This is a genomic window from Notoacmeibacter marinus (assembly GCF_002238045.1).
Lineage (GTDB): Bacteria > Pseudomonadota > Alphaproteobacteria > Rhizobiales > Rhizobiaceae > Notoacmeibacter > Notoacmeibacter marinus.
On record NZ_NBYO01000003.1, the window covers coordinates 493,976 to 519,735 of the forward strand.

The 25,760-nt window shown below is 60.8% G+C and carries 26 protein-coding genes; 9 read left to right on the forward strand and 17 right to left on the reverse strand.

Annotated elements, in window-relative coordinates; translation table 11 throughout:
- Positions 1-167: 167 nt before the first annotated feature.
- Both B7H23_RS14705 and B7H23_RS14710 read right to left on the reverse strand, forming a co-directional pair.
- Positions 168-638, reverse strand: coding sequence for a hypothetical protein (locus B7H23_RS14705; protein ID WP_094078181.1), 471 nt, complete (start codon positions 636-638; stop codon positions 168-170).
- 236 nt (positions 639-874) lie between these two features.
- Positions 875-2,152 (reverse strand): glycerate kinase type-2 family protein, encoded by a 1,278-nt coding sequence (locus B7H23_RS14710; protein ID WP_094078182.1) that lies wholly within the window; start codon positions 2,150-2,152, stop codon positions 875-877.
- A gap of 137 nt (positions 2,153-2,289) precedes the next feature.
- On the opposite strand from B7H23_RS14710, the gene folD reads away from it, so the two are divergent.
- Entirely contained in the window at positions 2,290-3,183 is an 894-nt protein-coding gene (gene folD / locus B7H23_RS14715) for a bifunctional methylenetetrahydrofolate dehydrogenase/methenyltetrahydrofolate cyclohydrolase FolD (protein WP_094078183.1), read from the forward strand.
- A gap of 12 nt (positions 3,184-3,195) precedes the next feature.
- Here the strand turns inward: folD and B7H23_RS14720 are convergent, their stop codons facing one another.
- The 5 genes from B7H23_RS14720 to B7H23_RS14740 form a co-directional block, all read right to left on the reverse strand.
- A complete protein-coding gene (locus B7H23_RS14720) occupies positions 3,196-4,440 on the reverse strand; it encodes an NAD(P)/FAD-dependent oxidoreductase (protein WP_094078184.1) in 1,245 nt (414 codons plus the stop codon).
- A 71-nt stretch (positions 4,441-4,511) separates the two neighbouring features.
- Positions 4,512-5,000, reverse strand: coding sequence for a DoxX family protein (locus B7H23_RS14725; protein ID WP_094078185.1), 489 nt, complete (start codon positions 4,998-5,000; stop codon positions 4,512-4,514).
- Positions 5,001-5,016: 16 nt separating this feature from the next.
- A complete protein-coding gene (locus B7H23_RS14730; protein WP_094078186.1) occupies positions 5,017-5,787 on the reverse strand; it encodes an HvfC/BufC N-terminal domain-containing protein in 771 nt (256 codons plus the stop codon).
- Positions 5,784-6,668 (reverse strand): MNIO family bufferin maturase, encoded by an 885-nt coding sequence (gene bufB, locus B7H23_RS14735; protein ID WP_094078187.1) that lies wholly within the window; start codon positions 6,666-6,668, stop codon positions 5,784-5,786. Before bufB ends, B7H23_RS14730 begins: the two co-directional genes overlap by 4 nt.
- A gap of 85 nt (positions 6,669-6,753) precedes the next feature.
- Complete coding sequence (locus tag B7H23_RS14740; protein ID WP_094078188.1) at positions 6,754-7,059, reverse strand: BufA1 family periplasmic bufferin-type metallophore; 306 nt, start codon at positions 7,057-7,059, stop codon at positions 6,754-6,756.
- 194 nt (positions 7,060-7,253) lie between these two features.
- On the opposite strand from B7H23_RS14740, the gene B7H23_RS14745 reads away from it, so the two are divergent.
- On the forward strand, positions 7,254-7,811 hold the full coding sequence (locus tag B7H23_RS14745) for a sigma-70 family RNA polymerase sigma factor (RefSeq protein ID WP_094078189.1): 558 nt from the start codon (positions 7,254-7,256) through the stop codon (positions 7,809-7,811).
- Positions 7,808-8,446 (forward strand): NrsF family protein, encoded by a 639-nt coding sequence (locus B7H23_RS14750; protein ID WP_094078190.1) that lies wholly within the window; start codon positions 7,808-7,810, stop codon positions 8,444-8,446. The genes B7H23_RS14745 and B7H23_RS14750 overlap by 4 nt, the downstream gene beginning before the upstream one ends.
- A 15-nt stretch (positions 8,447-8,461) precedes the next feature.
- Here B7H23_RS14750 and maiA read toward each other — a convergent pair whose 3' ends face one another.
- The 5 genes from maiA to B7H23_RS14775 all read right to left on the reverse strand — a co-directional run bounded on the left by maiA (position 8,462) and on the right by B7H23_RS14775 (position 13,860).
- Complete coding sequence (maiA, locus tag B7H23_RS14755; RefSeq protein WP_094078191.1) at positions 8,462-9,124, reverse strand: maleylacetoacetate isomerase; 663 nt, start codon at positions 9,122-9,124, stop codon at positions 8,462-8,464.
- An 89-nt stretch (positions 9,125-9,213) separates the two neighbouring features.
- Positions 9,214-9,966 (reverse strand): amino acid ABC transporter ATP-binding protein, encoded by a 753-nt coding sequence (locus B7H23_RS14760; RefSeq protein WP_094078429.1) that lies wholly within the window; start codon positions 9,964-9,966, stop codon positions 9,214-9,216.
- A gap of 85 nt (positions 9,967-10,051) precedes the next feature.
- Positions 10,052-11,542, reverse strand: coding sequence for an amino acid ABC transporter permease (locus B7H23_RS14765; protein ID WP_094078192.1), 1,491 nt, complete (start codon positions 11,540-11,542; stop codon positions 10,052-10,054).
- Positions 11,543-11,551: 9 nt separating this feature from the next.
- A complete protein-coding gene (locus B7H23_RS14770; RefSeq protein WP_420814488.1) occupies positions 11,552-12,757 on the reverse strand; it encodes an amino acid ABC transporter permease in 1,206 nt (401 codons plus the stop codon).
- 98 nt (positions 12,758-12,855) lie between these two features.
- Positions 12,856-13,860: an amino acid ABC transporter substrate-binding protein gene (locus B7H23_RS14775; protein ID WP_240535156.1), complete on the reverse strand. Its 1,005-nt coding sequence runs from the start codon at positions 13,858-13,860 to the stop codon at positions 12,856-12,858.
- 799 nt (positions 13,861-14,659) lie between these two features.
- On the opposite strand from B7H23_RS14775, the gene B7H23_RS14780 reads away from it, so the two are divergent.
- Together B7H23_RS14780 and B7H23_RS14785 are read left to right on the forward strand one after the other, a co-directional pair.
- Positions 14,660-15,787: a porin gene (locus B7H23_RS14780; protein WP_158215848.1), complete on the forward strand. Its 1,128-nt coding sequence runs from the start codon at positions 14,660-14,662 to the stop codon at positions 15,785-15,787.
- Positions 15,788-15,892: 105 nt separating this feature from the next.
- The gene (locus B7H23_RS14785; RefSeq protein WP_206608911.1) at positions 15,893-16,423 is read left to right on the forward strand and encodes an O-acetyl-ADP-ribose deacetylase; all 531 of its coding nucleotides are present in this window, start codon (positions 15,893-15,895) and stop codon (positions 16,421-16,423) included.
- A gap of 16 nt (positions 16,424-16,439) precedes the next feature.
- Here the strand turns inward: B7H23_RS14785 and B7H23_RS14790 are convergent, their stop codons facing one another.
- Positions 16,440-16,694, reverse strand: coding sequence for a hypothetical protein (locus tag B7H23_RS14790; protein WP_094078196.1), 255 nt, complete (start codon positions 16,692-16,694; stop codon positions 16,440-16,442).
- Between the two features lie 289 nt (positions 16,695-16,983).
- Here B7H23_RS14790 and B7H23_RS14795 point away from each other — a divergent pair, with 289 nt between their 5' ends.
- The 3 genes from B7H23_RS14795 to B7H23_RS14805 all read left to right on the forward strand — a co-directional run bounded on the left by B7H23_RS14795 (position 16,984) and on the right by B7H23_RS14805 (position 18,774).
- Entirely contained in the window at positions 16,984-17,334 is a 351-nt protein-coding gene (locus tag B7H23_RS14795) for a DUF2147 domain-containing protein (protein ID WP_094078197.1), read from the forward strand.
- A 192-nt stretch (positions 17,335-17,526) separates the two neighbouring features.
- Positions 17,527-18,366, forward strand: a complete 840-nt coding sequence (locus B7H23_RS14800) for a universal stress protein (protein WP_094078198.1) — start codon at positions 17,527-17,529, stop codon at positions 18,364-18,366.
- A gap of 33 nt (positions 18,367-18,399) precedes the next feature.
- Positions 18,400-18,774, forward strand: a complete 375-nt coding sequence (locus B7H23_RS14805) for a VOC family protein (protein ID WP_143534785.1) — start codon at positions 18,400-18,402, stop codon at positions 18,772-18,774.
- A gap of 19 nt (positions 18,775-18,793) precedes the next feature.
- Here the strand turns inward: B7H23_RS14805 and B7H23_RS14810 are convergent, their stop codons facing one another.
- Complete coding sequence (locus B7H23_RS14810; protein ID WP_094078200.1) at positions 18,794-19,396, reverse strand: DUF922 domain-containing protein; 603 nt, start codon at positions 19,394-19,396, stop codon at positions 18,794-18,796.
- A 128-nt stretch (positions 19,397-19,524) separates the two neighbouring features.
- A complete protein-coding gene (locus B7H23_RS14815; protein WP_094078201.1) occupies positions 19,525-21,189 on the reverse strand; it encodes an electron transfer flavoprotein-ubiquinone oxidoreductase in 1,665 nt (554 codons plus the stop codon).
- Between the two features lie 321 nt (positions 21,190-21,510).
- On the opposite strand from B7H23_RS14815, the gene B7H23_RS14820 reads away from it, so the two are divergent.
- Positions 21,511-22,344: a uracil-DNA glycosylase gene (locus B7H23_RS14820; protein WP_158215849.1), complete on the forward strand. Its 834-nt coding sequence runs from the start codon at positions 21,511-21,513 to the stop codon at positions 22,342-22,344.
- A 63-nt stretch (positions 22,345-22,407) separates the two neighbouring features.
- Here the strand turns inward: B7H23_RS14820 and B7H23_RS14825 are convergent, their stop codons facing one another.
- Both B7H23_RS14825 and B7H23_RS14830 read right to left on the reverse strand, forming a co-directional pair.
- Positions 22,408-23,412 (reverse strand): DMT family transporter, encoded by a 1,005-nt coding sequence (locus tag B7H23_RS14825; RefSeq protein ID WP_240535131.1) that lies wholly within the window; start codon positions 23,410-23,412, stop codon positions 22,408-22,410.
- The gene (locus B7H23_RS14830) at positions 23,409-25,700 is read right to left on the reverse strand and encodes a xanthine dehydrogenase family protein molybdopterin-binding subunit (RefSeq protein WP_094078203.1); all 2,292 of its coding nucleotides are present in this window, start codon (positions 25,698-25,700) and stop codon (positions 23,409-23,411) included. Before B7H23_RS14830 ends, B7H23_RS14825 begins: the two co-directional genes overlap by 4 nt.
- Between the last annotated feature and the right edge of the window lie 60 nt (positions 25,701-25,760).

Genomic DNA, 25,760 nt, shown 5'->3' on the forward strand with positions numbered 1-25,760 from the left:
GACGCTTCGCCGAATATGCGCCTTCCGCTGAACATCCCATCCAATACCGATTGGTTACGAACAAAGGGTTCGGGAAAGATCAACGCAAAACGGGCAGCCGAAACAATCGGCTGCCCGTACGCAGAATGTGTCAGTCAGGCGATGCGGTTGTCCTGATGGCCTGCCAGTCAGTCGCTGGCGTCATTGTCATCGGAGAGAGCCGCGGCGGCAACAATGCCACCGACGATCACGGCGCCACCAATGACGAGCAACGGAACCGGAGCGCCATTCAGCGTCTGGCCATACGCCGCCTGCTTATTGAGCTGCGGCACATTTGTGACGGAAGCGGTCGCGAGGCAGATGCCCTTGCCGTCAGCCGGCAGAATGTCCACGTCCGTATCCGATGCGACCGAGAGATCACAGCCGGCCCCGGAAAGCTCTGCATTGCTACTGGCACCGGTGGAAAGCCGAGAACCGACGCCGAGCACGGTGCCAGGAACGGCACTGGCAAAACCCTCTTCGCCGGTAACGCGAACGTCGCCGCTGACATTGGAAACGGTCACATTGCCCGATACCACGCAGGAGCAGTCAGCCGCCGCAGCCGCATTGAGAGGAAAGGCCGCAAGAGCGACACCTAAAACGAGATACTTACCGAGCATGACTATCACCCCCTGACGTTCAGAAGCCCAAAACCTACCAAAGGCCTAGTCGCGTGCTGCCAGTTTGGCAAGACGTCGTGCTGTCCCAATTGGCCCTAAAGTTAGTTAAACCTTGATAATGTAACACTTTCAATACAACCCGCCGCTTACCGACACAACCAACTTTTGTATCGGAAGCCTGCAAACGACCCCGAGGAAGATTAAACCGCTGCAAAGACAAGCAAGCTGACTGTGTTTCAGCGCAGCAGAAGTATCTGTATATCCGCCACATTCGTTCCGGTCGGCCCGGTTGTTAGAAGATCGCCCGAAGCGGCCAACGCCTTGTTGGAATCGTTGTTCGCCAAAAGGGCGTCCGGCATAACGCCCGCATCGATGATCCGCTGCCAGCTGCCGGCATCGACCAGACCGCCCGCCGCATCCGTCGGGCCGTCGCGGCCATCCGTTCCGCCGCTGAGAAAGCACCAGTCCCGCTTGAAAGGCCTTTCGTGACAAATTCGTGCAAGTCGCAGCGCCAGTTCCTGATTGCGACCGCCGCGCCCTTCGCCCGTTACGGTCACAGAGGTTTCGCCCCCGGCAAGAATGGCCACCGGCGCATCTGACCTCACACAATCCTGCGCGGCTGCGTGGAATCGTTCCGCGGCATCGGCCACGTCGCCTTCGAGCCAGCGATCCAGGATGACAGTCTTCCAGCCCATTTTCTCAGCGAATGCCGCAACCGCATCGAGGCTGATGGAATTGCTGCCGACGATACGGTTGATGACATCGCCTGGGGTAGGCGGTTCGGCGCGGGTCGCAGCAATGGGCTTCAGCTTCTCCGGCGAAAACCCAGCCGCGCCGACGCGTTCGATGGCCTTCGTCAAAGCGCTAGGATTGGCGGCGCCAGGCGCCGTGGGTCCGCTCGCCACAACCGCCGGATCGTCGCCCGGAACATCGGAGAGAATCAGACCGAGAACGCTCGCCGGAGCGGCCAGATACGCCAGACCACCGCCCTTCAGACGCGAGGCGGCAGAGCGAAGCGCATTCATTTCGATAATGTCCGCACCGGATCGCAGCAGTGCCCGATTGAGTGCGATCTTGTCGGAAAGGTCCAACCCATCGATCGGCGCAACCGCAAGGGCCGACCCGCCGCCGCTGATCAGCGCGAGCACGAGATCGCCCCCGCCGGCCTGCGTCGCCGCCCGCGCCAGCGCCTCCCCGCCCACCAGGCTGCCTTCGTTGGGAACGGGATGACCGCCAGCGATCACCTCCAGATTTTCGACCGGTTCGGCCGCCATCTCGGTCGTCACGACGACGCCATAGCGCAACTTCTCGCCGACAATCGGAAGCGCTGCCCGGGCCATGGCAACGGCGCCCTTGCCGAAAGCCAGAAGCGTCACGGATTTCGCCGCTTCGATCACCTCGGATCGGTTTAAAAGCGCGCGTGCCGTCGCCGGGCCGGGATCGGCGGCGTCGATGGCGACATGGAACAGGTCGGCTGCTTCCTGACGCAGTTCTTCGACAGTCCGTTTCACCATCACGCCCGCCCTGCAACCGAATTCTTCGTCAAAAGGTCCAAGGCTCACTGCTTTCCATCGTTCAGGCGGTTGCCGTCACAGGCGTCATCGTGTCATAGCGCCACGGCAACGCCAACAGATCAAGGATGCCACGCCCGATGACGGCAAAAATCATCGATGGCAAGGCCTTTGCCGCAAATGTCCGTGGTCGCGTCGCCGACCATGTCGCCCGCCTGAAAGAGGTGAACGGGCTGACTCCCGGCCTCGCCGTGGTGCTTGTCGGAGCGGACCCGGCCAGCGAGGTCTATGTCCGAAACAAGGGCAAGCAAACCGTCGCCGCCGGCATGAACTCCTATAAGCACAGACTGCCGGCGGAAACGACGCAGACCGAACTGCTCGGCCTGATCGACAGGCTCAATGCCGACCCGGACGTGCACGGTATTCTGGTGCAGTTGCCCCTGCCCACCCATCTCGACGAAGCCTTGGTGATCAACGCCATCGCGCCGCAAAAGGATGTCGACGGGTTCCATATCAGCAATGCCGGAAAGCTGGCCACCGGCCAGAAGGCGATGGTGCCGTGCACGCCGCTCGGCTGCCTGATGATGCTGCGCGACACGCTCGGTTCGCTCGCCGGCAAGAATGCTGTTGTGGTGGGGCGCTCCAATATTGTCGGCAAGCCGATGGCGCAGTTGCTGCTGCGCGACAGTTGTACAGTAACGATCGCCCACAGCCGGACCCAGGATCTCGCGACCGTGTGCCGAAATGCCGATATCCTCGTCGTCGCCGTCGGTCGGCCCGAACTCATTACCGGCGATCACATCAAGCAAGGCGCGGTCGTCATCGATGTCGGCATGAATCGCCTGACCAGGGACGACGGCAAGACAAAGCTGGTCGGCGATGTCGAATTTGCCAGAGCCAGCGAACGCGCGGGCGCGATCACGCCCGTTCCGGGCGGTGTCGGGCCGATGACGATTGCCTGCCTTCTGGCGAACACGCTCACCGCGACGTGCCGCGCACATGGGCTGCCCGAACCCGGCGATCTCACACCCTGAGCCTTCACACTCTCAAAGGCGGTTCTTGAACGCTTTCAAATCGTAGCCGGCCTCTTCCAGCGCCGTACGGTCCAGTTCGACGCCGGCAGCGAGGAGCCGCCGGGCCATCAGGTGGTCGCCCGGCGCATTGACCGTTTCCAGTCCGATGTAGCGCCCATCCCGAAAGCAGTGGACCAAAAAGCCGCCGCGGTCATTGCGACGGACCACCCGGCCGTTAGCACCTGCGGTCAGACCCGCGATCTGGAGCTTGCGGTCGCCCTGATCGCTCCAGAACCAGGGAAAACCCGAATAGGGCGGATGACCGCCACCACCCTGCCCCTCAGCAAGACGAAGAGCCACGGCCCGCGCCTGGTCCGTCGCATTCTGGACGGATTCGATCCGCATCCGGCTGTCGCCGAGCGGATGGATAAAGGATGCGCAGTCACCGATGGCGCTGATCGCCGGATCGGCGGTCTGCAACATCGTGTCGACGACGATCCCGTTCTCGACCGGCAGCCCGGCTTCGCGCGCCAGTTCGTCCCGCGCCGCCACCCCGGCGGCAACCAGAACCAGATCGGCCTCCACGCGAGTGCCATCTTTCAGAACAACCCCACCGGTATGGCCGTCGTCACGGTCGATGATCTTGTCGACACCGGCCCCGAGCCGCAGATCGACGCCGATGGATCGGTGAAATTCGTCGAAATAGGCGCTGGTTTCCGGAGCAATGGCACGCGCCATCACCCGGTCCGCCAGTTCCAGAACGGTGACGTCCGTGCCAAGCCCTCGCGCCATGGCCGCAAATTCCAGCCCGATGAAGCCGCCGCCGATGATCGCGATATGATCGGCGGCGCCCATCCGCCCACGAATATCTTCGGCGTGAGCCAACGTGCGCAGTTCCAGCACACCTTCCAGGTCGATCCCCGGAATCGGCAGCGCGCGGTTGACCGCCCCTGTAGCGAGAACGAGATGATCGTAGCGCTGGCGTTCGCCATCGGCGAGCACGATCTCATGGGCTTCGCGATCGATCGCCGCAACGCGCGTCTCGTTGCGCAGAACGATGGCGTTGTCGTCGAAGAAGGTCTGATTGCGGATCAGAAGGCGGTCTGGATTGCCGTCCTTCATATAGGTCTTGGAGAGCGGCGGCCGCTGATAAGGCAAGCCGGGCTCATCGCCGAACATGAGGATTTCGCCTGCGAATTTCTCCTGCCGCAGGCTGGCGGCGACCTGCGCACCGGCATGTCCCGAACCCACGATCACGATGGTCTGCGCGTCGCTCATGAATAAAGCCACCTCCGATGTTCGATGGAGGTGGCTTAACGGCTTTGCCGAAGGTCGACAATGGCACCGGTCTAGTGAGCGTAAGAGCGCCCTCCACCGGCTTTTTCGTCCCCGATCCAACGGCCGAGAAGGCGGTCGAGGCTGATCTGACCGGCACCATAAACAACCAGCGCCAGCGCCATGGCGGCCCATGGCAGATGGAAATTTGCCCAGGCGGACGGCACGGTAAGCTGGATGATCGCCGTCATGAAGAGCAAGCCGAGTGCCGAGAAGCGAGTCATCAGGCCCAGAACCAGAAGCACCGGCAACAGGATTTCGAAGATACCGGACATCCACGCCATCAGCGATGGAAAGGGATACGGCACTGCCGCACCGAAAATGTGCAGCCGGAACTCATGGGTAAAGAGCAGCGTCGTGGTGTCGGACAGCTGACCGAACCCGTCCCATTTGGTCAGGCCGGATTTGAAGAAGGGCACAGCGAGCGCGAACCGCAGGGCAAGCAACGCCACCGGTTCGAAAAAGAGAGCGATTGCGTTCAGGCGTTCGGAAAGGCCATTCATGATGTGTCCTCCTCGGTCAGTTCGTCAGGGTGAGTGCGCCGGCTTCGGTCAGGCGAAGAAGCGTGGCGCCGAAATCGAACGATGAATCGGCTTCGAACGCCGCCATCGCCGCGTCTTCCAGTCCACGTCCATCGAGCAGCGCGCTTGCGAACCCCATTTCGGCGTCGGACAGGAACGTCAGTGAAACCGCCTCCTCCCGACGGGTCAGAAGTACGTTCTGCGAACCTCTTTCGGTGAGCGGCGCAACTGTCTCATCCTGATGGGCGATCCAGATCGACCCGACCGGATGGGACGACGCCAGAAGGCGGCTTGCCGGATGCTTTGCGATAGTCGCGAGAACAGCGGCATCGGCAAGGTCCAGCGCCTGAAGATCGGCGATTTGCAGGATCACGGCATCGGCCGCGTGATAGGCTTCGCCGAGCAGCCATTCCAGCCTTGCGACATCCGGCAGATAGGCGAGATGCCGCGCCGCCTCGACGTCGCCGAGAAACGACGGAAACGCTTCTCCGTAAGAGAACATCAGCGGCGAGGTCGGCCGGTGCTGTGCGGTAAACTGCGCTGCGACGAAGGCGAAGAACTCGTCGCCGACCAGCCGCCGCGTGACCGGATAACGCTGCTCCAGTGCACGGTGAAGACTGCTATTCAGATTGTTGCGATAGATAGCGAAACGCCGCCCATCGGCGCGTCCGTCCGCCGTTCGCATATTGGCAGGGATGCTCGTTGCATCCGCCGGCAAGCAGGATAGAAGCTCGGCCTGCGCGGCGTCCGTATCGGAAAGCGCGATCATTGCGCGGCCTCCACAGAGGCGCTGACGAAATCGGCCATGATCGCATCGGCCATCCGCGCCTCGGCGAACAGCGTTTCGAAGTCGGGCACGTCATTGTCCCATTCGATCAAGGTCGCAACGGGACCGAGCCGGCTCAAGGCATGGCGGTAGAGGCCGAACACGTCCTTCGAAACATTGCGGTCATGGGTGTCGACCAGAACGCGCTGGCCTGCCTCGTCCTCTATTTCCTCGTGGCCGGCCAGATGGATTTCACCGACGAACTGCACCGGGAAGCGGTCGATATAGGCAACGGGATCGAAGCCGTGATTGGTGCAGGTGACCATGACATTGTTGACGTCGAAGAGCAGACCACAGCCGGTGCGCTCGGCGATTCGTCTGAGAAATTCGGTTTCTTCGATCGTGGATTCTTCGAACAGCAGATAGGTCGAGGGGTTTTCGAGCAGCATCTGGCGGCCGAGCGTCTGTTGTACTTCATCGACATGGGATGCGACCCGGTCGAGCGTGGCATTGGTGTAGGGTAACGGCAGCAAGTCGTTCAGGAACTGATCCTGATGCGTCGACCAGGCGAGATGCTCGGAAAAACTGGCCGGACGGTAGCGATCCAGCAGATGTCGCAGGCGCGTCAGATGCGCTTTGTCGAGCGGTCCGGCGCCACCGATGGACAGGCCGACCCCATGAATGGAAAGCGGATAGCGCTCTGCCATTTCCTCAAGAAAGCGGTGCGGCGCACCACCCTCGCCCATATAGTTCTCGGCATGGATTTCGACGAAACCAAGATCGGGGTTCTGGTCCAGAATATCCGTGCGGTGCTCGGCCTTCAGGCCGATGCCGGCCCGTGCGGGAAGCTGGCTTGGCGTGAACGAAGGCGATGTGTTGGGCATGGGTCTGCTCCCGCGCGGAAAATAGGAATGGAAGAGAACCGGCGGCGAAGAGAAGGGACCTTACCGCCGGTTCGGAACTGGGCGCTTAGCCCTTGTTCATGCCAGGTACGTCCCGGTCGAGCGCGGTGAGCGAACCGGTCCGGTCGCCCGGCAGTTCCATCGTCTCGCAGGTGCCGGCTGGCACATACGTCCAGGCATTGCCCTGATAGTCGACGGTGGACGTGCCCGCGCAGCTGGTGCCGGGGCCAGCGGCGCAATCATTCTGGCCGGCCAGGGAAACGCCGTAGCATTTTACCTTCTCCTGCGCCTGGGCGGGCGTGGCAATGGCTGCAGCCGAGAGAGCGGTTGCCAGGGAGCCGGCGAGAGCGATGCTGAAGTTGCGACGGTTCATGGTGGATACCTCCAAAGAGTCCGATTGGGTTTTTGAACGGCATCACGCCATCCATGGTCAAACATCGGGAGCGATCGGAAGGGCGTTACACGGCTCACGATTTCGTGATCGAAACGTGATCGGAAAGGCTGTAGGTTTTCAAAACTCTGCCCCTGTTCTGTAACATTGGCGGAGGTCGCCTCGAATAGGATGTCATGCAGATGACCGCACCGCCTTCAACGCCAGATCTCGACGGGCTTTTCACTGCAGGGCTCGAAGGCGACCGGATCGCCTATCAACGCTTTCTGGACGAGGTCGCCCGAACGATGCGCGCGTTCCTTCGCAAGAAAATGGCGGGCGGCGGCACCGCGGATGTGGAGGATGTCGTGCAGGACGTTCTGATCGCCGTTCATACCAAGCGTCATAGCTGGCGGCCGGACAAACCGGTGGCGGCCTGGCTGTTCGCCATTGCCCGTTACAAAGCGATCGATCACTGGCGTTCGCAATCGCGCCACTCTCATCTCGATATCGCGGATTTCGAAAGCGTTCTCAGCGACAACCAGTCCGAGCCGGTGATTCTGGATCATGAACTCGAGCGTGCCGTCGGTGCGCTTTCCGGCCGTTCCCGCGAGGTCGTTTCGGAGATCTCACTGAAGGGACAGAGCATTTCCGACACCGCCAAGACCCTCGGCATGAGCGAGGGCGCGGTGCGTGTCGCCTTCCACCGGGGTTTGTCGGCGCTGAACGCGCGTTTCAAGGACAGCGAGAAATGAAAACCAGTCAGCTTATCGATCAGCTCAGCGCCGAAGCGAGCACCCATCCACCCAAGCGCCCCCTTTCCTGGCCTGTCGCGCTGGGTCTGGCGGTCGCCGTCGGCGCCGTGTTGATGTTCGCTCTTTTCGACGTACGGGCCGACCTTCCCGATGTCGCCATGTATTACGGTTTTCTGCTGAAGCCGATCGTCGCCGCCCTGCTGGCCATTCCGGCCATCCGGCTGATTATGGACGTTTCCGAGCCGACCAGCGAGCCGACCCGACATCTACCATGGCTCGCCGTGGGCTTCGTCGTGCTGGCCATCGGCATAGCCTTGGAAATGATGATCGTTTCACCGGCGAACTGGTCCGCCCGGCTGATGGGCGATAACCCGGCGGCCTGTGCGGCGTCCGTTTTCCTGATCGCCCTTCCGATCCTGAGCATGGTGATCTTCGCGATCCGCCAGCGCGCCACCGTCCGGCCGGTCATGGCCGGCGCATTGGCCGGGCTCTTCGGCGGCGCGGTATCGACCTTCCTCTACGCCGCCCACTGCCCGGACGATTCGCCCTTCTTTCTGGCAATCTGGTACGGCATTGCGATTCTTGCGCTGATTGGCACCGGCGCATTGGCCGGACGGCTGTTCCTGCGCTGGTGAGCGGCGATACCGCGCTTAGTCCGCGTCGGGCTGGTTGGCCGGCAACGCCCTTTCGAACTCTTCGCGTTCGAGACATGTTTCGACGATCCGACGAATGGTCGGATACGGCCTTTCATCGACATCGAATCGGCGATTGTTGACCGATTGCGCCACTAGGCAAAGATCGGCCATCGTCACCTGGTCGCCGTGACAGAACCTGCCGGTTTCCGTTTCGCCCGCCAGACGGCGCTCCAGCGCGGAATATTCCACTGCAACCCAGTGGCGGAACCAATCGGCGACCGCCTCGTCATCGGCATCGAACTGGCTGCGCAAGCGTTTCAGGACACGCAGATTGTTCAGCGGGTGAATATCGAGCGCCACCGCGTAAGACAGCGTACGGACCCGCGCCCGCGCCAGCGGCTCCTGCGGCAGAAGCGGCGGCTCCGGATGGGTCTCGTCGAGCCATTCGATGATGGCAAGCGACTGGCTGAGATGGCTACCGTCGGGCAGTTGCAGCGTCGGCACGGCGCCTTGCGCATTGCGTTGAAGATAGCCTTCGGAGCGCTGCTCGCCCGAACGTAGATTATAGGTGACCTGGTCGTAAGGCAGGTCCTTCAGATTGAGCGCGATGCGGGTGCGAAAGCTGGTGGACGAACGAAAATAGCCGTGCAGCACATAGTCGGCGTTCCGTCCAGCCATCGTCCTCTCCCTGCCCAAACGGGCGATCCCTCCAATGCTTCTACGCCCAACCTTTCAAAGCGTCCAGCAAGGAGATCTGCTGCGCCCCGCTAGCCGTGCAGGATCTGACTAAGGAACAGCTTGGTACGCTCATGCTGCGGATTGTCGAAGAAATCGATCGGATTGTTCTGTTCGACGATCTGCCCCTCATCCATGAAGATGACGCGGTTTGCGACCTGGCGGGCGAAACCCATTTCGTGCGTGACGCACAGCATGGTCATGCCCTCTTCGGCAAGACCCACCATGGTGTCGAGCACTTCCTTGATCATTTCGGGATCGAGCGCCGAAGTCGGCTCATCGAACAGCATGATGCGCGGGTTCATACAGAGCGAACGCGCAATGGCGACACGCTGCTGCTGGCCGCCGGAAAGCTGCCCGGGATACTTGTTCGCCTGCTCGGGGATCTTGACCCGCTCGAGATAGTGCATGGCGACCTCTTCGGCCTCCTTCTTCGGCATCTTGCGCACTTCGATCGGCGCAAGCGTGCAGTTCTGAAGAATCGTCAGGTGCGGGAAAAGGTTGAAGTGCTGGAACACCATGCCGACTTCACGGCGCACCTCGTCGATCTTCTTCAGATCGTGCGTCAGCTCGATGCCGTCGACGATGATCTGGCCTTCCTGATGCTCTTCCAGCCGGTTGATGCAGCGAATCATCGTGGATTTGCCCGAGCCCGAGGGGCCGGCGATGACGATTCGTTCGCCGCGCATGACTTTCAGGTTGATGTCGCGCAGGACATGAAAATCTCCGTACCATTTGTTGACGCCGATCATCTCTACGGCAACATCGGTCTCGCTGACCTGCATTGCGTCCGGATTGGCGCCGCCTGCGGCGATTGCGGGATCGGGCGAATTGCCCGTGGCCATTGTCTGGTCTGTCATGGAAGGCCTCTTAGCGCTTGTGGCCGGTATCGAGCCGGCGTTCGACGAATAGACTGTAGCGGCTCATGCCGAAGCAGAAGAGCCAGAAGACGAAACCGGCAAAGACGAGTCCGGTCGCGGCGGTGGATGGCGTGATCCAGTTGGGATCGGAAAAGCCGCGCCGCACGGTGCCAAGCAGATCGGCCAGGCCGATAATGTAGACGAGCGAGGTATCCTTGAAGAGGCCGATGAAGGTGTTCACAATACCGGGAATCACCAGTTTCAGGGCCTGCGGAAGGATGATCATCCGCATGGACTGCCAGTAGGACAGGCCCAGCGACTGCGCGCCTTCATACTGGCCCCTCGGAATGGCCTGCAGGCCGCCGCGAATGACCTCCGCCATATAGGCCGCCGAGAACAGCGCCACGCCGACCAGTGCGCGGAGCAACTGGTTGAACGTCACGCCTGACGGCATTAGAAGCGGCAGCATGAAGGCCGCCATAAACAGCACCGTGATGAGCGGCACGCCGCGCCAAAACTCGATGAAGATGACACAGACCGTCCGGATCGCCGGCATGTCGGATTGCCGGCCCAGCGCCAGAAGCACGCCGAGCGGCAGCGACGCGGCGATGCCGGTCACAGCGACGATCAACGTCAGCATCAACCCGCCCCAGAGATTGGTCGATACCGGGCGCAGACCGTAGTCCTCGGCGAGCAGTACCGCGACGATCGTGGCGACGATCACAGGCAGGACCGGACGCCATATCTGTACGCCGGCCCGCTGCGCCATTCCGAGTGCAATCGCACCCACCGAAAGGATGGCGGACAGGCAGGCCAGAAGGCTCCAAACCGTGAAGGTGATGCCAGCGAACCGGATGGTGCCGGTATCGAGGGACGACATCACGATCCCTGCAAAACAGGCGATCAGCGCGATGGCCGCGACCCTTCCGGGCCATGCAGCCAGACCGCCGGCATCGTCGCCGTAGAGCAGATAGGCCGCCGTCGCCGCCATCAGCATCAGAAAAGCGGTGAAGCCGCCCGACACGTCAAAGCCGGCACCGGTTAGCAGAACGAGTGCAAACACCGGGAAAACGGCGAAGAGAAGCCATCCGTTCAGCGCCTTGAACGGCACTTTCGGAATGGCGAACCCCGCCACGAGAAGCACGAAGACGATCCCGACGAGATTGGGCCGCCAGCGTAGATCGATCGGATAGCTGCCATACATGAACTGGCTGAACTTGGCGCCGACGAAGGCCCAGCACGCGCCTTCGCTTTCGCCGCCTTCCGGGGTCAGGCAGGACGCTCTGTCGCCGCCGACGAAGGTGGCGTCGAACACGGCCCAACTCAGAATGGACCAGGCGAGCCAGATCGCGAACGCCCCGAAGACGATACTCAGGACGCTGTCGACGGGCGTCGCAAACAGATTCTTCTGCACCGCGTGGACGATGCCCCTGTCGCTCGCCGGCGCCGGGCGGGAGGGAATTTGCTGATCGGCGACATAGCCGGAAACCTGTTCTTCCATGGTGTCCTCCTACCGCTCGACCAGTTTCACGCGACGGTTAAACCAGTTCATGAACGTGGAAACCGTCAGAGAAATCGTCAGATAAACAACCATCCAGATCGCCACGACCTCGACACTCTGGCCGGTCTGGTTGAGAACCGTGGAGCCCACGGCCACCAGATCGGGATAGCCGACGGCAAGGCCGAGCGAGGAGTTCTTCGTCAGGTTCAGATACTGACTCGTCAAAGGCGGGATAATGACGCGGAACGCCTGCGGCACGACCACGTGGCGGAGAATCTGACCGCGCCGCAGACCGACGGCGGAGGCTGCTTCGGTCTGACCGTGACTGACAGAGAGGATGCCGGCGCGAACGATCTCGGCGATGAAGGAACCGGTGTAAACCGACAGGGCGAGGAAAAGGGCGAGAAATTCCGGTTTGATCTGGAAGCCGCCCTGCAGGTTGAAGCGCGTTGCGGTCGGGTATTCGAACTCCACCGGCAAGCCGGTCAGAATGAAGACAACGACCGGTAGACCGACAATCAGACCGACCGACGGCCATAGCACCTTCATGCGCTGACCGGTCGCCAATTGCCGCTTGCGCGCATACCAGGCGAGAAGAACGGCAGCGCCAATTCCGGCCAATAAGGCCACACCGGTCGCCCAGGCCCCTGTCTGGAACAGCGCCGTCGGGGTCTGGAGGCCGCGATTGGACAGGAACGATCCGAAGGGAAGCGCGATGGCTCCGGCGGGACGCGGCAGAACGGCCAGGACACCGAAATACCAGAACATGATCACGAGGAGCGGCGGAATGTTGCGGAAGGTTTCCACGTAGACAGTGGAAAGGCCGCGAATGATGTAGTTGGTCGATAGCCGGCCGATGCCGACCAGAAAACCGAGAATGGTTGCGAGGACGACACCTGCCGCCGAAACGATCAGCGTGTTCAGAATGCCGATCAGCAGCGCCCGCCCATAGGACGATTCCGACGAGAAGATGATCGGCAATTGCGAAATCTCGAACCCGGAGCGGCGATCCAGAAAGTCGAAGCCCGATGCGATATTGGCTGATCGCAGATTTTCGATGGTATTGTGAACGAGCCACCAGCCCAGAGCGACCAGAGCGATGATCAGAGCAATCTGAGCAATGATGCCACGATAACGTGTGTCGTTCAGAAGGGCGAGCACGCCGCCCGATCCGCTACCGGCATGGCCCCCGGCCATATCCGTATTAATCGCCATACCGAGCCCTCTCCACCGGTCGCGCCTCTGCGCTTCATGCGCATCCGTCAAAGTAGAAACCCGCCCGAATCCAATTCGGGCGGGTCAAATTTACCGGTTTAGCGAACCGGCGGAGCGTATTGCACGCCGCCATTGGTCCAAAGATTGTTCAGACCGCGTTCGATTCCGAGGGGCGTGCTGGTGCCGACATTGCGCTCGAAGACCTCGCCGTAATTGCCGACGGCGGCGATCGCGTTAGCGGCCCAGTCGTTTTCAAGGCCGAGAACCTCGCCGAAATTGCCGTCAGCGCCGAGAAGGCGGCGAATGGACGGATCGTCGGAGCTCTTCATCTCTTCGACATTCTCCTGGGTCACGCCCAGTTCCTCGGCATTGAGCAGCGCGAAGTGAACCCACTGAACGATGTTCGCCCAGGTGTCGTCGCCCTGACGAACGGCCGGTCCGAGCGGCTCTTTGGAAATGATTTCCGGAAGAACGATGTGAGCATCGGAATCGGCCAGCTCCAGACGGGTGGCATAAAGACCCGAAGCATCCGTCGTCAGCACGTCGCAACGACCGCTTTCGTAAGCCTGGTTCACATTGTCCTGGCTCTCGATCACGACCGGATTGTAGGACATGCCATTGGAGTTGAAGTAATCCGTCAGGTTGAGTTCGGTGGTGGTGCCGGACTGCACGCACACCGTTGCGCCGTCCAGTTCCTTGGCGCTGGAGACACCGATTTCCTTGCGGACCATGAAGCCCTGGCCGTCATAATAGTTCACGCCGCCGAAAACGAGACCGAGCTTGGTGTCCCGGTCCATCGTCCAGGTGGTGTTACGCGCCAGAACATCGACTTCGTTGTTCTGCAAGGCCGGGAAGCGCTGAACGGCGGAGAGCGGCGTGTAGGACACCTTCGTCGCGTCGCCGAAGATCGCGGCCGCAATGGCGCGGCAGTAATCGACGTCGAGGCCCTGCCATTCGCCGGCATCGTTCTGGGAGGCGAAGCCCGGCAGACCGGTGTTGACGCCGCAGCGCAGTTCGCCGGCGCTCTGCACCGAGCCGAGAGTGCTCGACGAGGCAGCCATGTTCTTGTCGTCGTCCTGAGCGATCGCGGACGTTCCCGCCATCGTGAGCGACGCGACGCCTGCCAGGCCGGCAATCAGATATTTCTTCATATTGAACCTCTCCCAAGGTGATCTGGTTTGACCAATCGTTTTTCTTCATCACGCTCGCCACCACCCGTACAATTCGGCCGGTGCCAGCGCTTGCCGCTATACCAAGCAGACTAAAACGCTACGTCAAGCGTTTGTCACAGATACAAATTGGAAGTCCGTTCACAATTTCGTGATCTTCCCCAGTTTTCGGCAGCTATCTCAAGGGTTTGAAAATATCGACACCGCCACCCTTACGCTGTGTCATACCGGCTGTTCAGACCTGCCTATTTCGCGTGCATATAGAAGAGAGGACCCTCGTCGGATCCGTTTCGGAGAGACGAAGGGCACCGCTAATACAAGAATGGCCGGGTTGCCCGATCTGGATTTCGCTCACGGATCATCCAGACAACCCTGGGAGTGAACCGCCATCAAACCGGATCGTCCAATCGTCCCATTCCTCTTCTGTAAGACCAGCGCCAGCCTATCGTTCTTTTCAGCGTGGTCCGGCGCCCGCCATTAACCAATTCTTCATATTCAATGGCCGGATCGGTAGGGGCGGTCGCAAAGATGTGACCTTTCTGCCACGCGGATGCCAACATACAACGTCTCCGCGCCCCGATGGGGGCTTTTGCGTTTGCGCAGAATCAGAATGATCGTGTTTATGACTTCCAGACGACGCGTTTTGGCGTGGTCGATTGAGGGGTCCGAGGCAGGGACATTTGGAGCAAACGCTCCGAGCCGACCGACCCGAGTTCAAAAACTGGAGGTCATTATGACAATCAAGAGCCTGCTTCTCGGCTCAGCCGCTTCCCTGGTTGCGGTTTCTGGCGCTCAGGCTGCCGACGCCATCATCATCGAACCGGAGCCCGTCGAGTACGTTCGCGTCTGTGACGCTTACGGCGCTGGCTTCTATTACATCCCGGGCACCGAAACCTGCCTGTCGATCAACGGCTACGTTCGTTTCCAGCTCGGCTTCTCGACCGACGACGACGCCGCCAATAACGGCCTCTATGGCTTCGAAGACGACACCTACAACGCAAGCGTTCGTGGTCGTTTGAACTTCGACGCTCGCTCCGAGACCGAGTTCGGCACGCTGCGTTCGTACCTGCGTATCCAGGGCGACCTGGCTCCTGATCTGGACTCGACCATCGGTGAAGACGGCAACGTCGACATGGAAGCTGCCTACATTCAGCTCGGCGGCCTGGTCATGGGCTACCGTGGTTCGTTCTACAGCGTCGACGGCATGAGCGACGTGTATGGCGACGACACCATGAACGATGGTAGCGGCTCCGATACGATCCTCGTTGGTTACACCTATGCCGCAAATGGCCTGGCCATTGGTATCTCCGTCGAAGACGACGACACGAACGACTTCGCTCCGGACGTCGTCGGTTACGTCTCCTACGGCTGGGACGCTTTCGGCCTGTTCGCTGCTGTCGCTTATGACGAAGAAGTCACCGTTACCGATGACGACGGTTGGGCTGCCAAGATCGGCGCGACCTACGCGACCGACCGCTTCGGCTTCAAGCTGATCGGCCTCTATGCCGACAGCGGCAACGCCCATGCACCGGGCACCGGTGACGGCGAGCTCGGCGACCTCGGTGGTACGGCGTTCGGTGGCGGCGCTGAGTGGAGCGTGATCGCTTCCATGGAATACGCAGCAACCGACAACCTGACCCTGGCTCTTTCCGGTCAGTACTTCTGGGACTTCTATGAAGTTGCTGACCCCTTCGACGGCACAGGCGTCGACGGTTACCAGGTCGAAGCTGCCATGATCTGGGAGCCGGTCGAAAACTTCTCGATCCTGACCGGTGTTGCTTACCGCGATCTCGTCGACGAGCCGGATGGTGCGGACGATGGCGAACTCGAAGGCGTCATTCGCTTCACGCGTTCGTTCTAAGTTCACTTAGAACAATCGACATGGGATTGCCGGCGTCCAGATGGGCGCCGGCAATTTCTGTTTATAGCCGGTGTTCGTCTCTCCTTTACTTGTGAAAGTCATCCGATGACCGATCCAGAGATGTTGCGGCGTATCGAAATCGTCACGGACGACATTACGCGACTCGCCGTGGATGCGATCGTCAATGCCGCCAATGAAAGCCTTTTGGGCGGTGGCGGTGTGGATGGCGCCATTCACCGTGCTGCGGGCCCAAAATTGCTGGAAGAATGCAGGGCCCTTGGCGGCTGCCCGACCGGGGAAGCGCGGATCACCAACGGTTACAGGTTGCCCGCTCGCCACGTCATTCATACCGTCGGGCCTGTCTGGCGGGGTGGTACGGCGGGCGAGGAGAGGCTTCTGCGCAGCGCCTACCGACAGAGCCTGATGCTTGCGACATCCCATCGCTGCGAGACCGTCGCGTTTCCCGCGATCTCGACCGGCGTCTATGGGTATCCCAAGCCGCAGGCAGCCCAAGCGGCCGTTTCGGAAATTTTAGCCTATCTGGGTTGTGCGGAGCTGCCGCGAACCGTCCTTCTGTGCGCATTCGATGAGGCAACGACGGTGCTTTATCGCGAGACGTTGAAAAACACAGGCTGAGTGCGTCAGTGACGCGTCATTCGCGTTCGCGCGTCGCGAAGGGCCGTCGCAATTCGGTTTTCGCCAGCATTGCCGCGATTTTAACCCAATGTATCGCAGTCGGACCGAAGCCTTTCGATGCTGCGATATTGAACCATTTATGGGCCGCGACCTTGTCGATCGCTCCATTCTTGCCCGTCGCGCAAGCCAGGCCAAGTTCGAAATACCGCTCCGCCGGCCCCGCAACCGCGATGGAACCGGCGTCATGATAGGTGAGATCCAGACGCGCCATGATCCGCAGCCCTTTCGTCTTCGAGATCTAGACCGAGAGGATGCTGCCAGCATATGAACAGACAAGCTTAACAAATTTCGGTTGAATAAAAATCGTTCCAACGACGCGTCGCCGGTCGAAAGCTCCCAGTTATCCTACTCTTTTATCTACGCTTTTCCAACTTCACTCTAAGGAAAGCATATCCAAATCCGTTTTGCGGGCCATCAAACAGCCACATATTGACCTACGTTTACGTTAGCGTAAGAGTGAGGGACGCGCTTGCGCATCGCAACGCTATGGGAGGAACACTATGAAATTACACACGATCGCCCTGACAGGTCTTACACTCGGTCTTTTCAGCGTCGGGCCGGCTTTTGCGGCCGAGCCGATCGTCGGCACGTGGAAGCGGCCGAACGGTACGGTGATCGCCTATTCCGGCTCCGGCCCCTATTGCGGCACGGTGCGGACCGGCGAGTTCAAGGGCAAGTCGATCGGCTGCATGAACGGATCGGGCGGCAAATATAAAGGCAAGGTCAACAAGCTGGACGAAGGCAAGACCTATAGCGGCAAAGCCAGCGTGTCCGGCAATTCACTGAAGTTGTCCGGCTGCGTCCTGGGCGGCGTGATCTGCAAAAGCGAAACGCTTCAACGGGTGAAATAGGCTCTTCCGGTTTTCGGTAGGAAGTCTTCGCGCCGCTACGGCAAAGGCGAGTGATCGGCACGACCGGGTCAACGATGGCCCGGCCGTATGCGTCGAAAGGATGACACGAAACTTAATCATTGTTGACGCTGATCAAGGTGTTAGTGTGTTCGAACGTCCATCATATCGGACAACCGAAGGAGGACCACACTGATGACAACGATGATGCTCGATCTGACATGCCCAGAGGCTCTCGACCCTCTCATGAAAGTCGCCGCACCTCTCGCCAAACGACTGCCCGGACGCATCGTCGGCGCCCATATCTCACCTGCCTTTGAGGGCGTGGCACCGATCGAACCGTTCGCCCTCAGCGATGCCTATTATGACGAGGTTCGTTCCCGTTACGAGCGCGATATCGGCAAGCGGGCGAAAGAGGTCGACCAAGCCCTGACCAAGGCGTTGTCGGCAGAGGACCTGCAGGGCAACCTTACCCATGCGACCGCCGGCCCCAACGGGATCGGCGCGAAACTGGCGCGCCTGTCGCGCAATTACGATTTCGTCCTCGCCCTGCAGAAAGGCAAGGTGAACGTTGCCATTCCGCCGGAGGTTCTGGCGCTCGATTCCGGTCGTCCGGTTCTGGTCGTGCCGGAAGCGACATCGGCGACCGATGTCGGCTCCCACGTAATGATCGCCTGGAGCGGAACGCGTGAATCGGCACGGGCGGCCTTCGATGTTCTCCCTCTTATCAAGCCGGACGGCCGTATCACCGTGATTGCCATCGATGCCGGACAGGAAGACGCCACGCACGGTTTCGTGCCCGGTGATACGTTGGCCCGGACGCTTGCCCGCGACGGGCTCAATGTGGAGGCGATGTCGCGCAAGCTGACGTCCAAAACCATCGGCAATGAACTGCTCAATGCGGCGGCCGATATTGGCGCCGACATGATCGCCATGGGCGCTTACGGTCATACCAGATGGCGTGAAATGGTGTTCGGCGGCGCGACGCGCTCGATCATCGATCAGATCACCGTTCCGGTTCTGATGTCGCACTGACGTCGTCCAGTTATCCGCAAACTTGAAAGGGCGGTGGCTTTCGGTCACCGCCCTTTTCCATGGGCGATGGGAAGCCGCGCGGTCAGGCATATCTCCCTGCCGCGCCGGACACCTGCTTTTTGGCGTTCAGAGCTCGTCAATGATTTTGAACCTCAGGTGAACGGCGATCTCAGCGTGAGTTCAGTGGTGGCGTGGGATGATCGGGCCATGTTGAACCAGCAGCCGGTGTCCAGTTCCATGATTGTCCGACGCTTCATCGCCATCTGCCTTCTGACCGCCGGCTTCGGCCTTGGCCTTTCCATTCTGGTCGCAGAAGGCGTCCGTCCCGCATATAGCTTCGGCACTGGCGCCTATCTGCCTTGTGTGCAGGAGATCCAGCCGACCATCTGCCTTGGCCCGGAACGATAGGCTAGAGCCCAACTCAGGCTCAGCGGGTCAACGCCTTGACGAGTTTATCCACTTCGCCGCCCCGCCGGTGCTCGACCCTGTCGAAGGCGTTCTGGCGAAGATCGTATTCCTTCCAGATCGCATCCATTCGACGCGCCATTTCGCGCTTGGCCTTTCCGCAATGTCTGTCGTCGGTTCGCATGGCGAAGCGGCTCAGAAGATCGTCGATCTTGTCCGCCATTTGAATGGCCAGCGCGGCATGCTGGGCCTCGTGCTTGCGGACACCTTCGATAAAGGCTTGCCAGCGATGCTGGAGTTGTGGGGCGGCTCTGTCGCTCAGACGTGGATAGGTATATCGAATATGCAACCGAACGCCCGGGTTGCGAACCCGGCAGATCCCGTTCTCCAGAACCAGTTCGCCATCGTTTCTCGGGCTGTACCATGTCTGCGCGATGTCGCGGGCCAGAAACCCGCTGCGGGGCCCGCGCCGCGCCATCTCGCGTACGACCTCCCGACCGGTCTGACCGTTCACGATGTAATATCGCGTGCTTTCCGACAGATGCACCCCAGCCGAAGCGGGCTGTGACACCATCAAACCCATCGCAGCAAGCGCGAAAGCGGCACGTCCAATTTCAAGCGGCATGGTGGACCCCGATCCTCCAAATCACGCGGCTCATTGGATCATGGCATCGTCCGTCCGTCCACCACTAAAGGCCGGGCGCGATCATCGCGGTTACGCGATTCTTAGCCGGTGAGGCCTCGATACAGCGCCTAGGTGCTCTGATAGACCGGTCCTTCGCCGCCCTGCGGCGGCACCCAGTTGATGTTCTGATTGGGGTCCTTGATATCGCAGGTCTTGCAGTGCACGCAGTTCTGCGCGTTGATGACGTAGGTCGCGTCCTCGACCTCCAGCATCTTTTCCGCCGGTATCGCATTGCCTTCGCCGTCGACCCATTCGTAGACTCCCGCCGGGCAGTAACGCGTCGAAGGGCCGGCATATTCATGCAGTTCGCTGCGTTCCTGAAGGCTCATATCCTTCACCTGAAGATGGATCGGCTGATCCTCTTCATGGTTGGTGTTGGACAGAAACACCGATGACAGCCGGTCGAAGGTCAGCGTACCGTCCGGCTTCGGATAATCGATCGGCTTGAAATTCTTGGCCTTCTTCGTCGCGTTGGCGTCGGTCTTGCCATGGCTCATCGTGCCGAAGAGCGAAGCGCCGAAGATCTGGTTCAGCCACATGTCGAAGCCGCCGAGCGCGACACCTAGAACGGTACCGAACCGGCTCCAGAGCGGCTTGACGTTACGTACGCGCTTCAGGTCCTTGCCGATGTGGCCGTCCCGCCAGCTCTCCTCGACGATTTGCAATTCATCGTGCGTGCGGCCTTCGGCTAAAGCGTCCGCCACGGCGTTGGCCGACAGCAGGCCGGAATGCATCGCGTTGTGGATGCCCTTGATGCGCGGCACGTTGACGAAGCCGGCGGAGCAACCGATCAGCGTTCCTCCGGGGAATGTCAGTTTGGGAACCGACTGATAACCGCCCTCGGTGATCGCACGTGCACCATAGGACAGCCGTTTTGCGCCTTCGAAGACGGGGGCGATGGCCGGATGCGTTTTGAAGCGCTGAAACTCCTGAAACGGGGCGATATAGGGGTTTTCGTAGTTCAGGTGAACCACGAAGCCGACAGCCACCTTGTTGTCGTCGAAATGGTAGAGGAACGACCCGCCGCCGGTTTTCATGTCGAGCGGCCAGCCGAAAGAGTGCTGCACAAGGCCGCTTTGGAAGTTTTCCGGTTTCACCTCCCAGACCTCTTTCAGGCCGATACCGAACTTTTGCGGCTCGCGATCCCTGGACAGATCGAACTTGTCGATCAATTGCTTGGCCAGGTTGCCGCGTACGCCCTCTCCGATCAGCGTATACTTCCCGAGCAATTCCATGCCGGGCATGAAGTTGGCGCCTTCTTCGCCTTCGCGCGTCACGCCCATATCGCCGGTGACGACCCCCCTCACCTCGCCATTATCGCCATAAACGAGGTTGGCGGCGGCAAAGCCAGGATAGATCTCCACGCCGAGCGCTTCGGCCCGGGCCCCGAGCCAACGGCAGACATCACCGAGCGAGACGATGTAATTGCCGTGATTGTTCATCAGGGGCGGCATCATGAAGTTCGGCAGGCGAACCGATCCGGAATGGCCAAGGACAAGAAAATGGTCGGCCGTCACCTCCGTCTGGAGCGGGCAGTCGGGATCATCGCGCCAGTCGGGAATAAGCTCGTTCAGTCCGGATGGGTCCATGACAGCGCCCGAAAGGATATGTGCGCCGACTTCCGAGCCCTTTTCCAATACGACGACCGAAAGATCTTCGTTCCGCTGCTTCAGTCGGATGGCCGCCGCCAGCCCCGCCGGACCGGCCCCGACGATGACAACGTCGAATTCCATGCTTTCACGCTCAACTTCGCTCACCGACCTCTCCCCTTGTTGACGCGCCTGCGGCGCGGACCTCTCGCTACCTTCATAAAGGTATGACACCGGACCGGCCAATCCAGTCAACCATAGCGCCTACAATGACGCTTACGTAAAAGTAATTCTAGCGTTCCGTTTCGTTATTCACCAGACCTTCAAAGGCAGTTCCGTCCTCCATTCGTACCACTGTGGATTGCCTGGTGGCCGCCGACCAATTCCATCTTGCCGAAGAGGCTTATTGGCCGTTCCTGCCCTTCAATGGCTTGCATAGACACCGTTCGGCTTTCTAGATGGGTCATGGACGATCTCGCAGGCATTTTGGAATTTTATCGCGATGCGGGGGTCGATACACCGCTCGACGACCAGCCCGCCAATCGGCTGGCTTTGCCTGAGCCCGCCGATACGGGCCCATCGCAATCTCCACAGCGCCAGGCCGGTCCTGCCGGGCGGGAGGCAATGCCGAACGTCGTGGCAACGTCCTCCAACGATACGCCGGCCATGGGGCAGGATCTGCCGGCACGGATTGCAGAAGCCAACGAAATTGCGCGGCAGGCCGATACAATCGACGCCCTGCGAGAGGCGCTCGTCCAATGGGACGGCATCGATCTGGCGCAAACCGTGCCGACCATGGTGTTCGGCTCCGGGCCGGAGACGGCCGCCCTTCTGGTTCTGGCAGACTGCCCCGAACGTCAGGACGTTTCCGGTGAACAGCTCTGGAGCGGAGCGGGCGGGCGAATGGTCGATATGATGCTGGCGGCAATCGGTCAAAGCCGCGCCGATACGCGTTTCGCCGCCGCCTGCCCTTGGCGCGCCCCGGGTGGCATCGCCACCGACGAACAACAGGCGGTGCTTCGCCCCTTCCTGTTGCGGCATATCGCACTCAGCCAGCCGAAAATCGTCCTGACCTTTGGCCAAACTGCGTTGAAGAGCCTGACCGGACAGCAGGGCAATTTTCTCAAAGACCGGGGGCGTTGGCATGAGATCGAACTGGCCGTCACGGACGAGGCGATGGAACCCGTTGCCGTCCGCCCGACCTTCCACCCGCATTACCTGATGAAGAACCCCGCTCAGAAACGGTTGACGTGGGCCGACCTCCTTGCCGTGAAGTCACGGCTGGCGGACGGCGGCTGAGGACAGCCCGTCACGATTGTCCGCACATCGATGCAGGATATGGCGTCCGAACCTCCGTCAGACTCAGTGAGGGGCCGTCAGCTTCTTGGCGCGGCGCCGTTCCAGGCCGAGTTTATGTTCGCGCCAGATGATCAGAAGACCGGCGGCGATGACGACGGCGCTACCGACAATCGTGTAGACGGTCGGCACCTCGCCGAAGATGACGAAACCGACACCGATGGCCAGCAACATCGACGTGTATTCGAACGGCGCGATGGTGGCGAGGCTAGCATAGCGGTAGCTCTGGGTCAGCAGAATCTGGCCGAGACCGCCCAGCGCGCCGCTGGCCAGAAGAAGCGTCCATTCCTGCGGCGTCGGCATCCGCCAGCCGAAAGGCAAAGTGGCGAGCGCGGCAAAGCTTGCAACCATGCTGAACCACAGAACGATCGTGGCGGAGCCTTCCGTCTTCACCAATTGGCGGACCGTCACCATGGCGAGAGCGGCGAAGAAAGCGCCCAGCAGCATGAAAATGACGCCATCTCTCTGCTCGCTGCCAAGCCCTTCGCCCAAAGTCATCTGCGGCCAGGAAATGATGACGACCCCGATCAGCCCGACGATCACTGCTCCCCAGCGGAACAGTCGGACGACCTCGCCCAGAAAGAGCGCCGATATGATCGTGACGAAAAGCGGATTGGCGTAAAACAACGCGGTTGCGTCCGGCAGAGGCAGGAGCGTCAGCGCGTAGAAATTGCAGCCCATCGCCACCACGCCGAACAGGCCACGGATCAAATGGGTGAATGGCCGATCCGTTTTCCATGCGCCGCGCAGATGACCGCGCATGACGAGCCAGCCAAGTATGAAAGGCACGGCGAAGAAGGAGCGGAAAAAGACGAGCTGGCCCGGCGGCAGGTCGCCGGCCGCCTTGATGCAACTCACCATGGCCAGAAGCGTGCTGACCGACAGCAGCTTCAGACCGATCCCCTTCAGCGGTTGCGGCTGGGGAAAGGGCGGGGCGAGCCGCTCTGCCCGGTTCGCTCGCCGACTATCGTTCCCCTCCTCTTCCTCTGCGGTCTGGTCGGCCTGGTTCAATTCCCGCTTGCCTTGATCGTTTCCCAGACCCGCAGCGGCGTTGTCGGCATTTCGATATGGGTAATGCCGTAGGCGCGGTGGAGCGCATCGACAACCGCGTTCAGAACCGCCGGCGTCGCACCGATCGAGCCGGCTTCGCCCGCACCCTTGATGCCGAGCGCGTTGGTTGTGGACGGCACATTGCGCATGGAGAAGTCGATGCCGGGAATATTGTCGGCGCGCGGCATGGCATAGTCCATGAAACTTGCCGAGATAAGCTGGCCGTCCGGCGAATAGACCGCGGCTTCCAGAAGGGCCTGACCGATACCCTGCGCGATGCCACCCATGACCTGGCCCTCAAGCAGAAGCGGGTTCACGGCGACGCCGAAATCGTCGGTTACGACATAGTTCATGATGACCGTCATGCCGGTTTCGGGGTCGATCTCGACCTCGCAGATATGCGTGCCGTTCGGATAGGTCGCTTCGTCCTGTTTGACTTCCTCGACCACCGCAAGCTTCGACTTGTCGCTGGCCTTTGAGGCCAGGTCGGCGAGGCTGAGCGACCGGTCGGTGCCGGCGACACGAATGCCGTCTTCGAAGAATTCCAGATCGGCGGCAGCGGCTTCCAGTTCGTCCGAAGCGATCTGCCGCAGATTCTTTTCCAGCACTTCGCCGGCGCGGCGGACCGAGACGCCGCCGATGGGGATCGAGCGTGAGCCGCCCGTGCCGCCGCCCGATGGCAGGGCATCGCTGTCGCCCTGTTCCACATCGATGGCATCGACCGGCACGCCGAAAAGGTCGGCGATGAACTGCGCATAGGCCGTCTTGTGGCCCTGGCCGTTGCTCTGGGTGCCGATCTTCAGCAGGAGGCGGCCGTCGTCTTTCAGGCGCAGATCGGCCGGTTCCGAGCCGGCAAAAGCGCAGGCCTCGATATAGGTAGCCATGCCGATACCGCGCAGGCGGCTGGCGCGTCTGCTCTCCTCCAAGCGAGCTTCGAATCCTGCCCAGTCGGCTCTTTTCATGGCCGCATCCATATGGGCTTCCGGTTCGCCGACGTCGTAATTGCGACCGGTCAGCGTCTTGTACGGAAATGCCGAGATGAAGTTGCGGCGACGGATTTCGTCCTGAGACAGGCCTATTTCACGCGCGCAGACATCGACCAGCTTTTCGATGAGAAACGCCGCTTCCGGACGCCCCGCCCCGCGATAGGCGTCGACCGGCGCAGTGTTCGTGTAAACGCCGGTGATAGCCATATGGAGCGCACCGATATCGTAGAGACCGGTCGCCATCGACGCGCCGAGATAGGGGATTAGCATCCCGTTGCGCGAGGTATAGGCGCCCATATTGGCGATCAGATCGATCTTCAAAGCAAGGAACCGGCCTTCATCGTTCATCGCCATTGACGCAGTGACAAGATTGTCGCGGCCCTGCGCATCGGTCAGGAAATGATCGGTGCGATCGGCGCTCCATTTGACGGGTGCGTCGAGACGCTTTGCCGCTTCGCAAACCAGAACATCCTCGCGATAAGCCCAGCCTTTCGGGCCGAACCCGCCACCGACATCGTAGGTGAGGACCTGGATCTCGCTGCTGTCGATACCCAGGCTGGCGGCAACCTGGGAGCGGGTATTGTGCACGCCCTGCGTTCCGGCGGTCAGAATATAGCGGCCGTCGCGATATTCGCCGAGCGCACTGCGCACCTCCATATAATTGGGGACCAGACGATTGTTCCAGAAATTCACCGTGGTGACATGCTGGGCGATGTTAAAGGCCTTTTCGGTGTTCTCCTCGTCTCCGATTTCCTGACGGTAGGCAACGTTGCTGGAGAGGTCGGAACCGGCCAACGGACTGGCTTTCTCTGCCGCTGCCTCGATGTCCAGTACCGTCTCACCGCCTTCGAAGCTGAGCGGAATCATCTCCAGCGCATCGGCGGCCTGATCGCGCGTTTCGGCGACGATAAAGGCAAGCGCGTCACCCATGTAACCGATCTCGTCCCTGGCAAGAATCGGAATGGCGCGGCCATCCGGTTTGCTGCCGTCGGGCTGCCGGGGTCGAAACCCGGTCTCCAGCGGTTTCAAATGGTCGATATCGTCGGCCGTCAGGATGAGCTTTACGCCGGGCGCGGCGCGGGCATCGGTCAGATCACCCAGAGAAAAGGATCCTGACGCCACAGGCGCGCGCAACATGACAGCATGAAGGAGACCGGGTCGCTTCTCATCGTCGGTATAGCGGCCATGGCCCGTCAGCAGTAGATTATCCTCGACGCGTCTCACCGACTGACCGAGACCGAATTTCGGAGGCGCTACACTCATCTGACACCCTTTTGACTTGCCTATGCCGCCGGCGGCCGAACATAGCCGTTTGGACCGGTC

Coding starts and splice junctions, on each gene's coding strand:
- B7H23_RS14705 (WP_094078181.1), bottom strand. CDS start 638: ATGCTCGGTAAGTATCTCGTTTTAGGTGTCGCTCTTGCGGCCTTTCCT.
- B7H23_RS14710 (WP_094078182.1), bottom strand. CDS start 2,152: ATGGTGAAACGGACTGTCGAAGAACTGCGTCAGGAAGCAGCCGACCTG.
- folD (WP_094078183.1), top strand. CDS start 2,290: ATGACGGCAAAAATCATCGATGGCAAGGCCTTTGCCGCAAATGTCCGT.
- B7H23_RS14720 (WP_094078184.1), bottom strand. CDS start 4,440: ATGAGCGACGCGCAGACCATCGTGATCGTGGGTTCGGGACATGCCGGT.
- B7H23_RS14725 (WP_094078185.1), bottom strand. CDS start 5,000: ATGAATGGCCTTTCCGAACGCCTGAACGCAATCGCTCTCTTTTTCGAA.
- B7H23_RS14730 (WP_094078186.1), bottom strand. CDS start 5,787: ATGATCGCGCTTTCCGATACGGACGCCGCGCAGGCCGAGCTTCTATCC.
- bufB (WP_094078187.1), bottom strand. CDS start 6,668: ATGCCCAACACATCGCCTTCGTTCACGCCAAGCCAGCTTCCCGCACGG.
- B7H23_RS14740 (WP_094078188.1), bottom strand. CDS start 7,059: ATGAACCGTCGCAACTTCAGCATCGCTCTCGCCGGCTCCCTGGCAACC.
- B7H23_RS14745 (WP_094078189.1), top strand. CDS start 7,254: ATGCAGATGACCGCACCGCCTTCAACGCCAGATCTCGACGGGCTTTTC.
- B7H23_RS14750 (WP_094078190.1), top strand. CDS start 7,808: ATGAAAACCAGTCAGCTTATCGATCAGCTCAGCGCCGAAGCGAGCACC.
- maiA (WP_094078191.1), bottom strand. CDS start 9,124: ATGGCTGGACGGAACGCCGACTATGTGCTGCACGGCTATTTTCGTTCG.
- B7H23_RS14760 (WP_094078429.1), bottom strand. CDS start 9,966: ATGCAGGTCAGCGAGACCGATGTTGCCGTAGAGATGATCGGCGTCAAC.
- B7H23_RS14765 (WP_094078192.1), bottom strand. CDS start 11,542: ATGGAAGAACAGGTTTCCGGCTATGTCGCCGATCAGCAAATTCCCTCC.
- B7H23_RS14770 (WP_420814488.1), bottom strand. CDS start 12,757: ATGGCGATTAATACGGATATGGCCGGGGGCCATGCCGGTAGCGGATCG.
- B7H23_RS14775 (WP_240535156.1), bottom strand. CDS start 13,860: ATGGCGGGAACGTCCGCGATCGCTCAGGACGACGACAAGAACATGGCT.
- B7H23_RS14780 (WP_158215848.1), top strand. CDS start 14,660: ATGACAATCAAGAGCCTGCTTCTCGGCTCAGCCGCTTCCCTGGTTGCG.
- B7H23_RS14785 (WP_206608911.1), top strand. CDS start 15,893: ATGACCGATCCAGAGATGTTGCGGCGTATCGAAATCGTCACGGACGAC.
- B7H23_RS14790 (WP_094078196.1), bottom strand. CDS start 16,694: ATGGCGCGTCTGGATCTCACCTATCATGACGCCGGTTCCATCGCGGTT.
- B7H23_RS14795 (WP_094078197.1), top strand. CDS start 16,984: ATGAAATTACACACGATCGCCCTGACAGGTCTTACACTCGGTCTTTTC.
- B7H23_RS14800 (WP_094078198.1), top strand. CDS start 17,527: ATGACAACGATGATGCTCGATCTGACATGCCCAGAGGCTCTCGACCCT.
- B7H23_RS14810 (WP_094078200.1), bottom strand. CDS start 19,396: ATGCCGCTTGAAATTGGACGTGCCGCTTTCGCGCTTGCTGCGATGGGT.
- B7H23_RS14815 (WP_094078201.1), bottom strand. CDS start 21,189: ATGGAATTCGACGTTGTCATCGTCGGGGCCGGTCCGGCGGGGCTGGCG.
- B7H23_RS14820 (WP_158215849.1), top strand. CDS start 21,511: ATGGACGATCTCGCAGGCATTTTGGAATTTTATCGCGATGCGGGGGTC.
- B7H23_RS14830 (WP_094078203.1), bottom strand. CDS start 25,700: ATGAGTGTAGCGCCTCCGAAATTCGGTCTCGGTCAGTCGGTGAGACGC.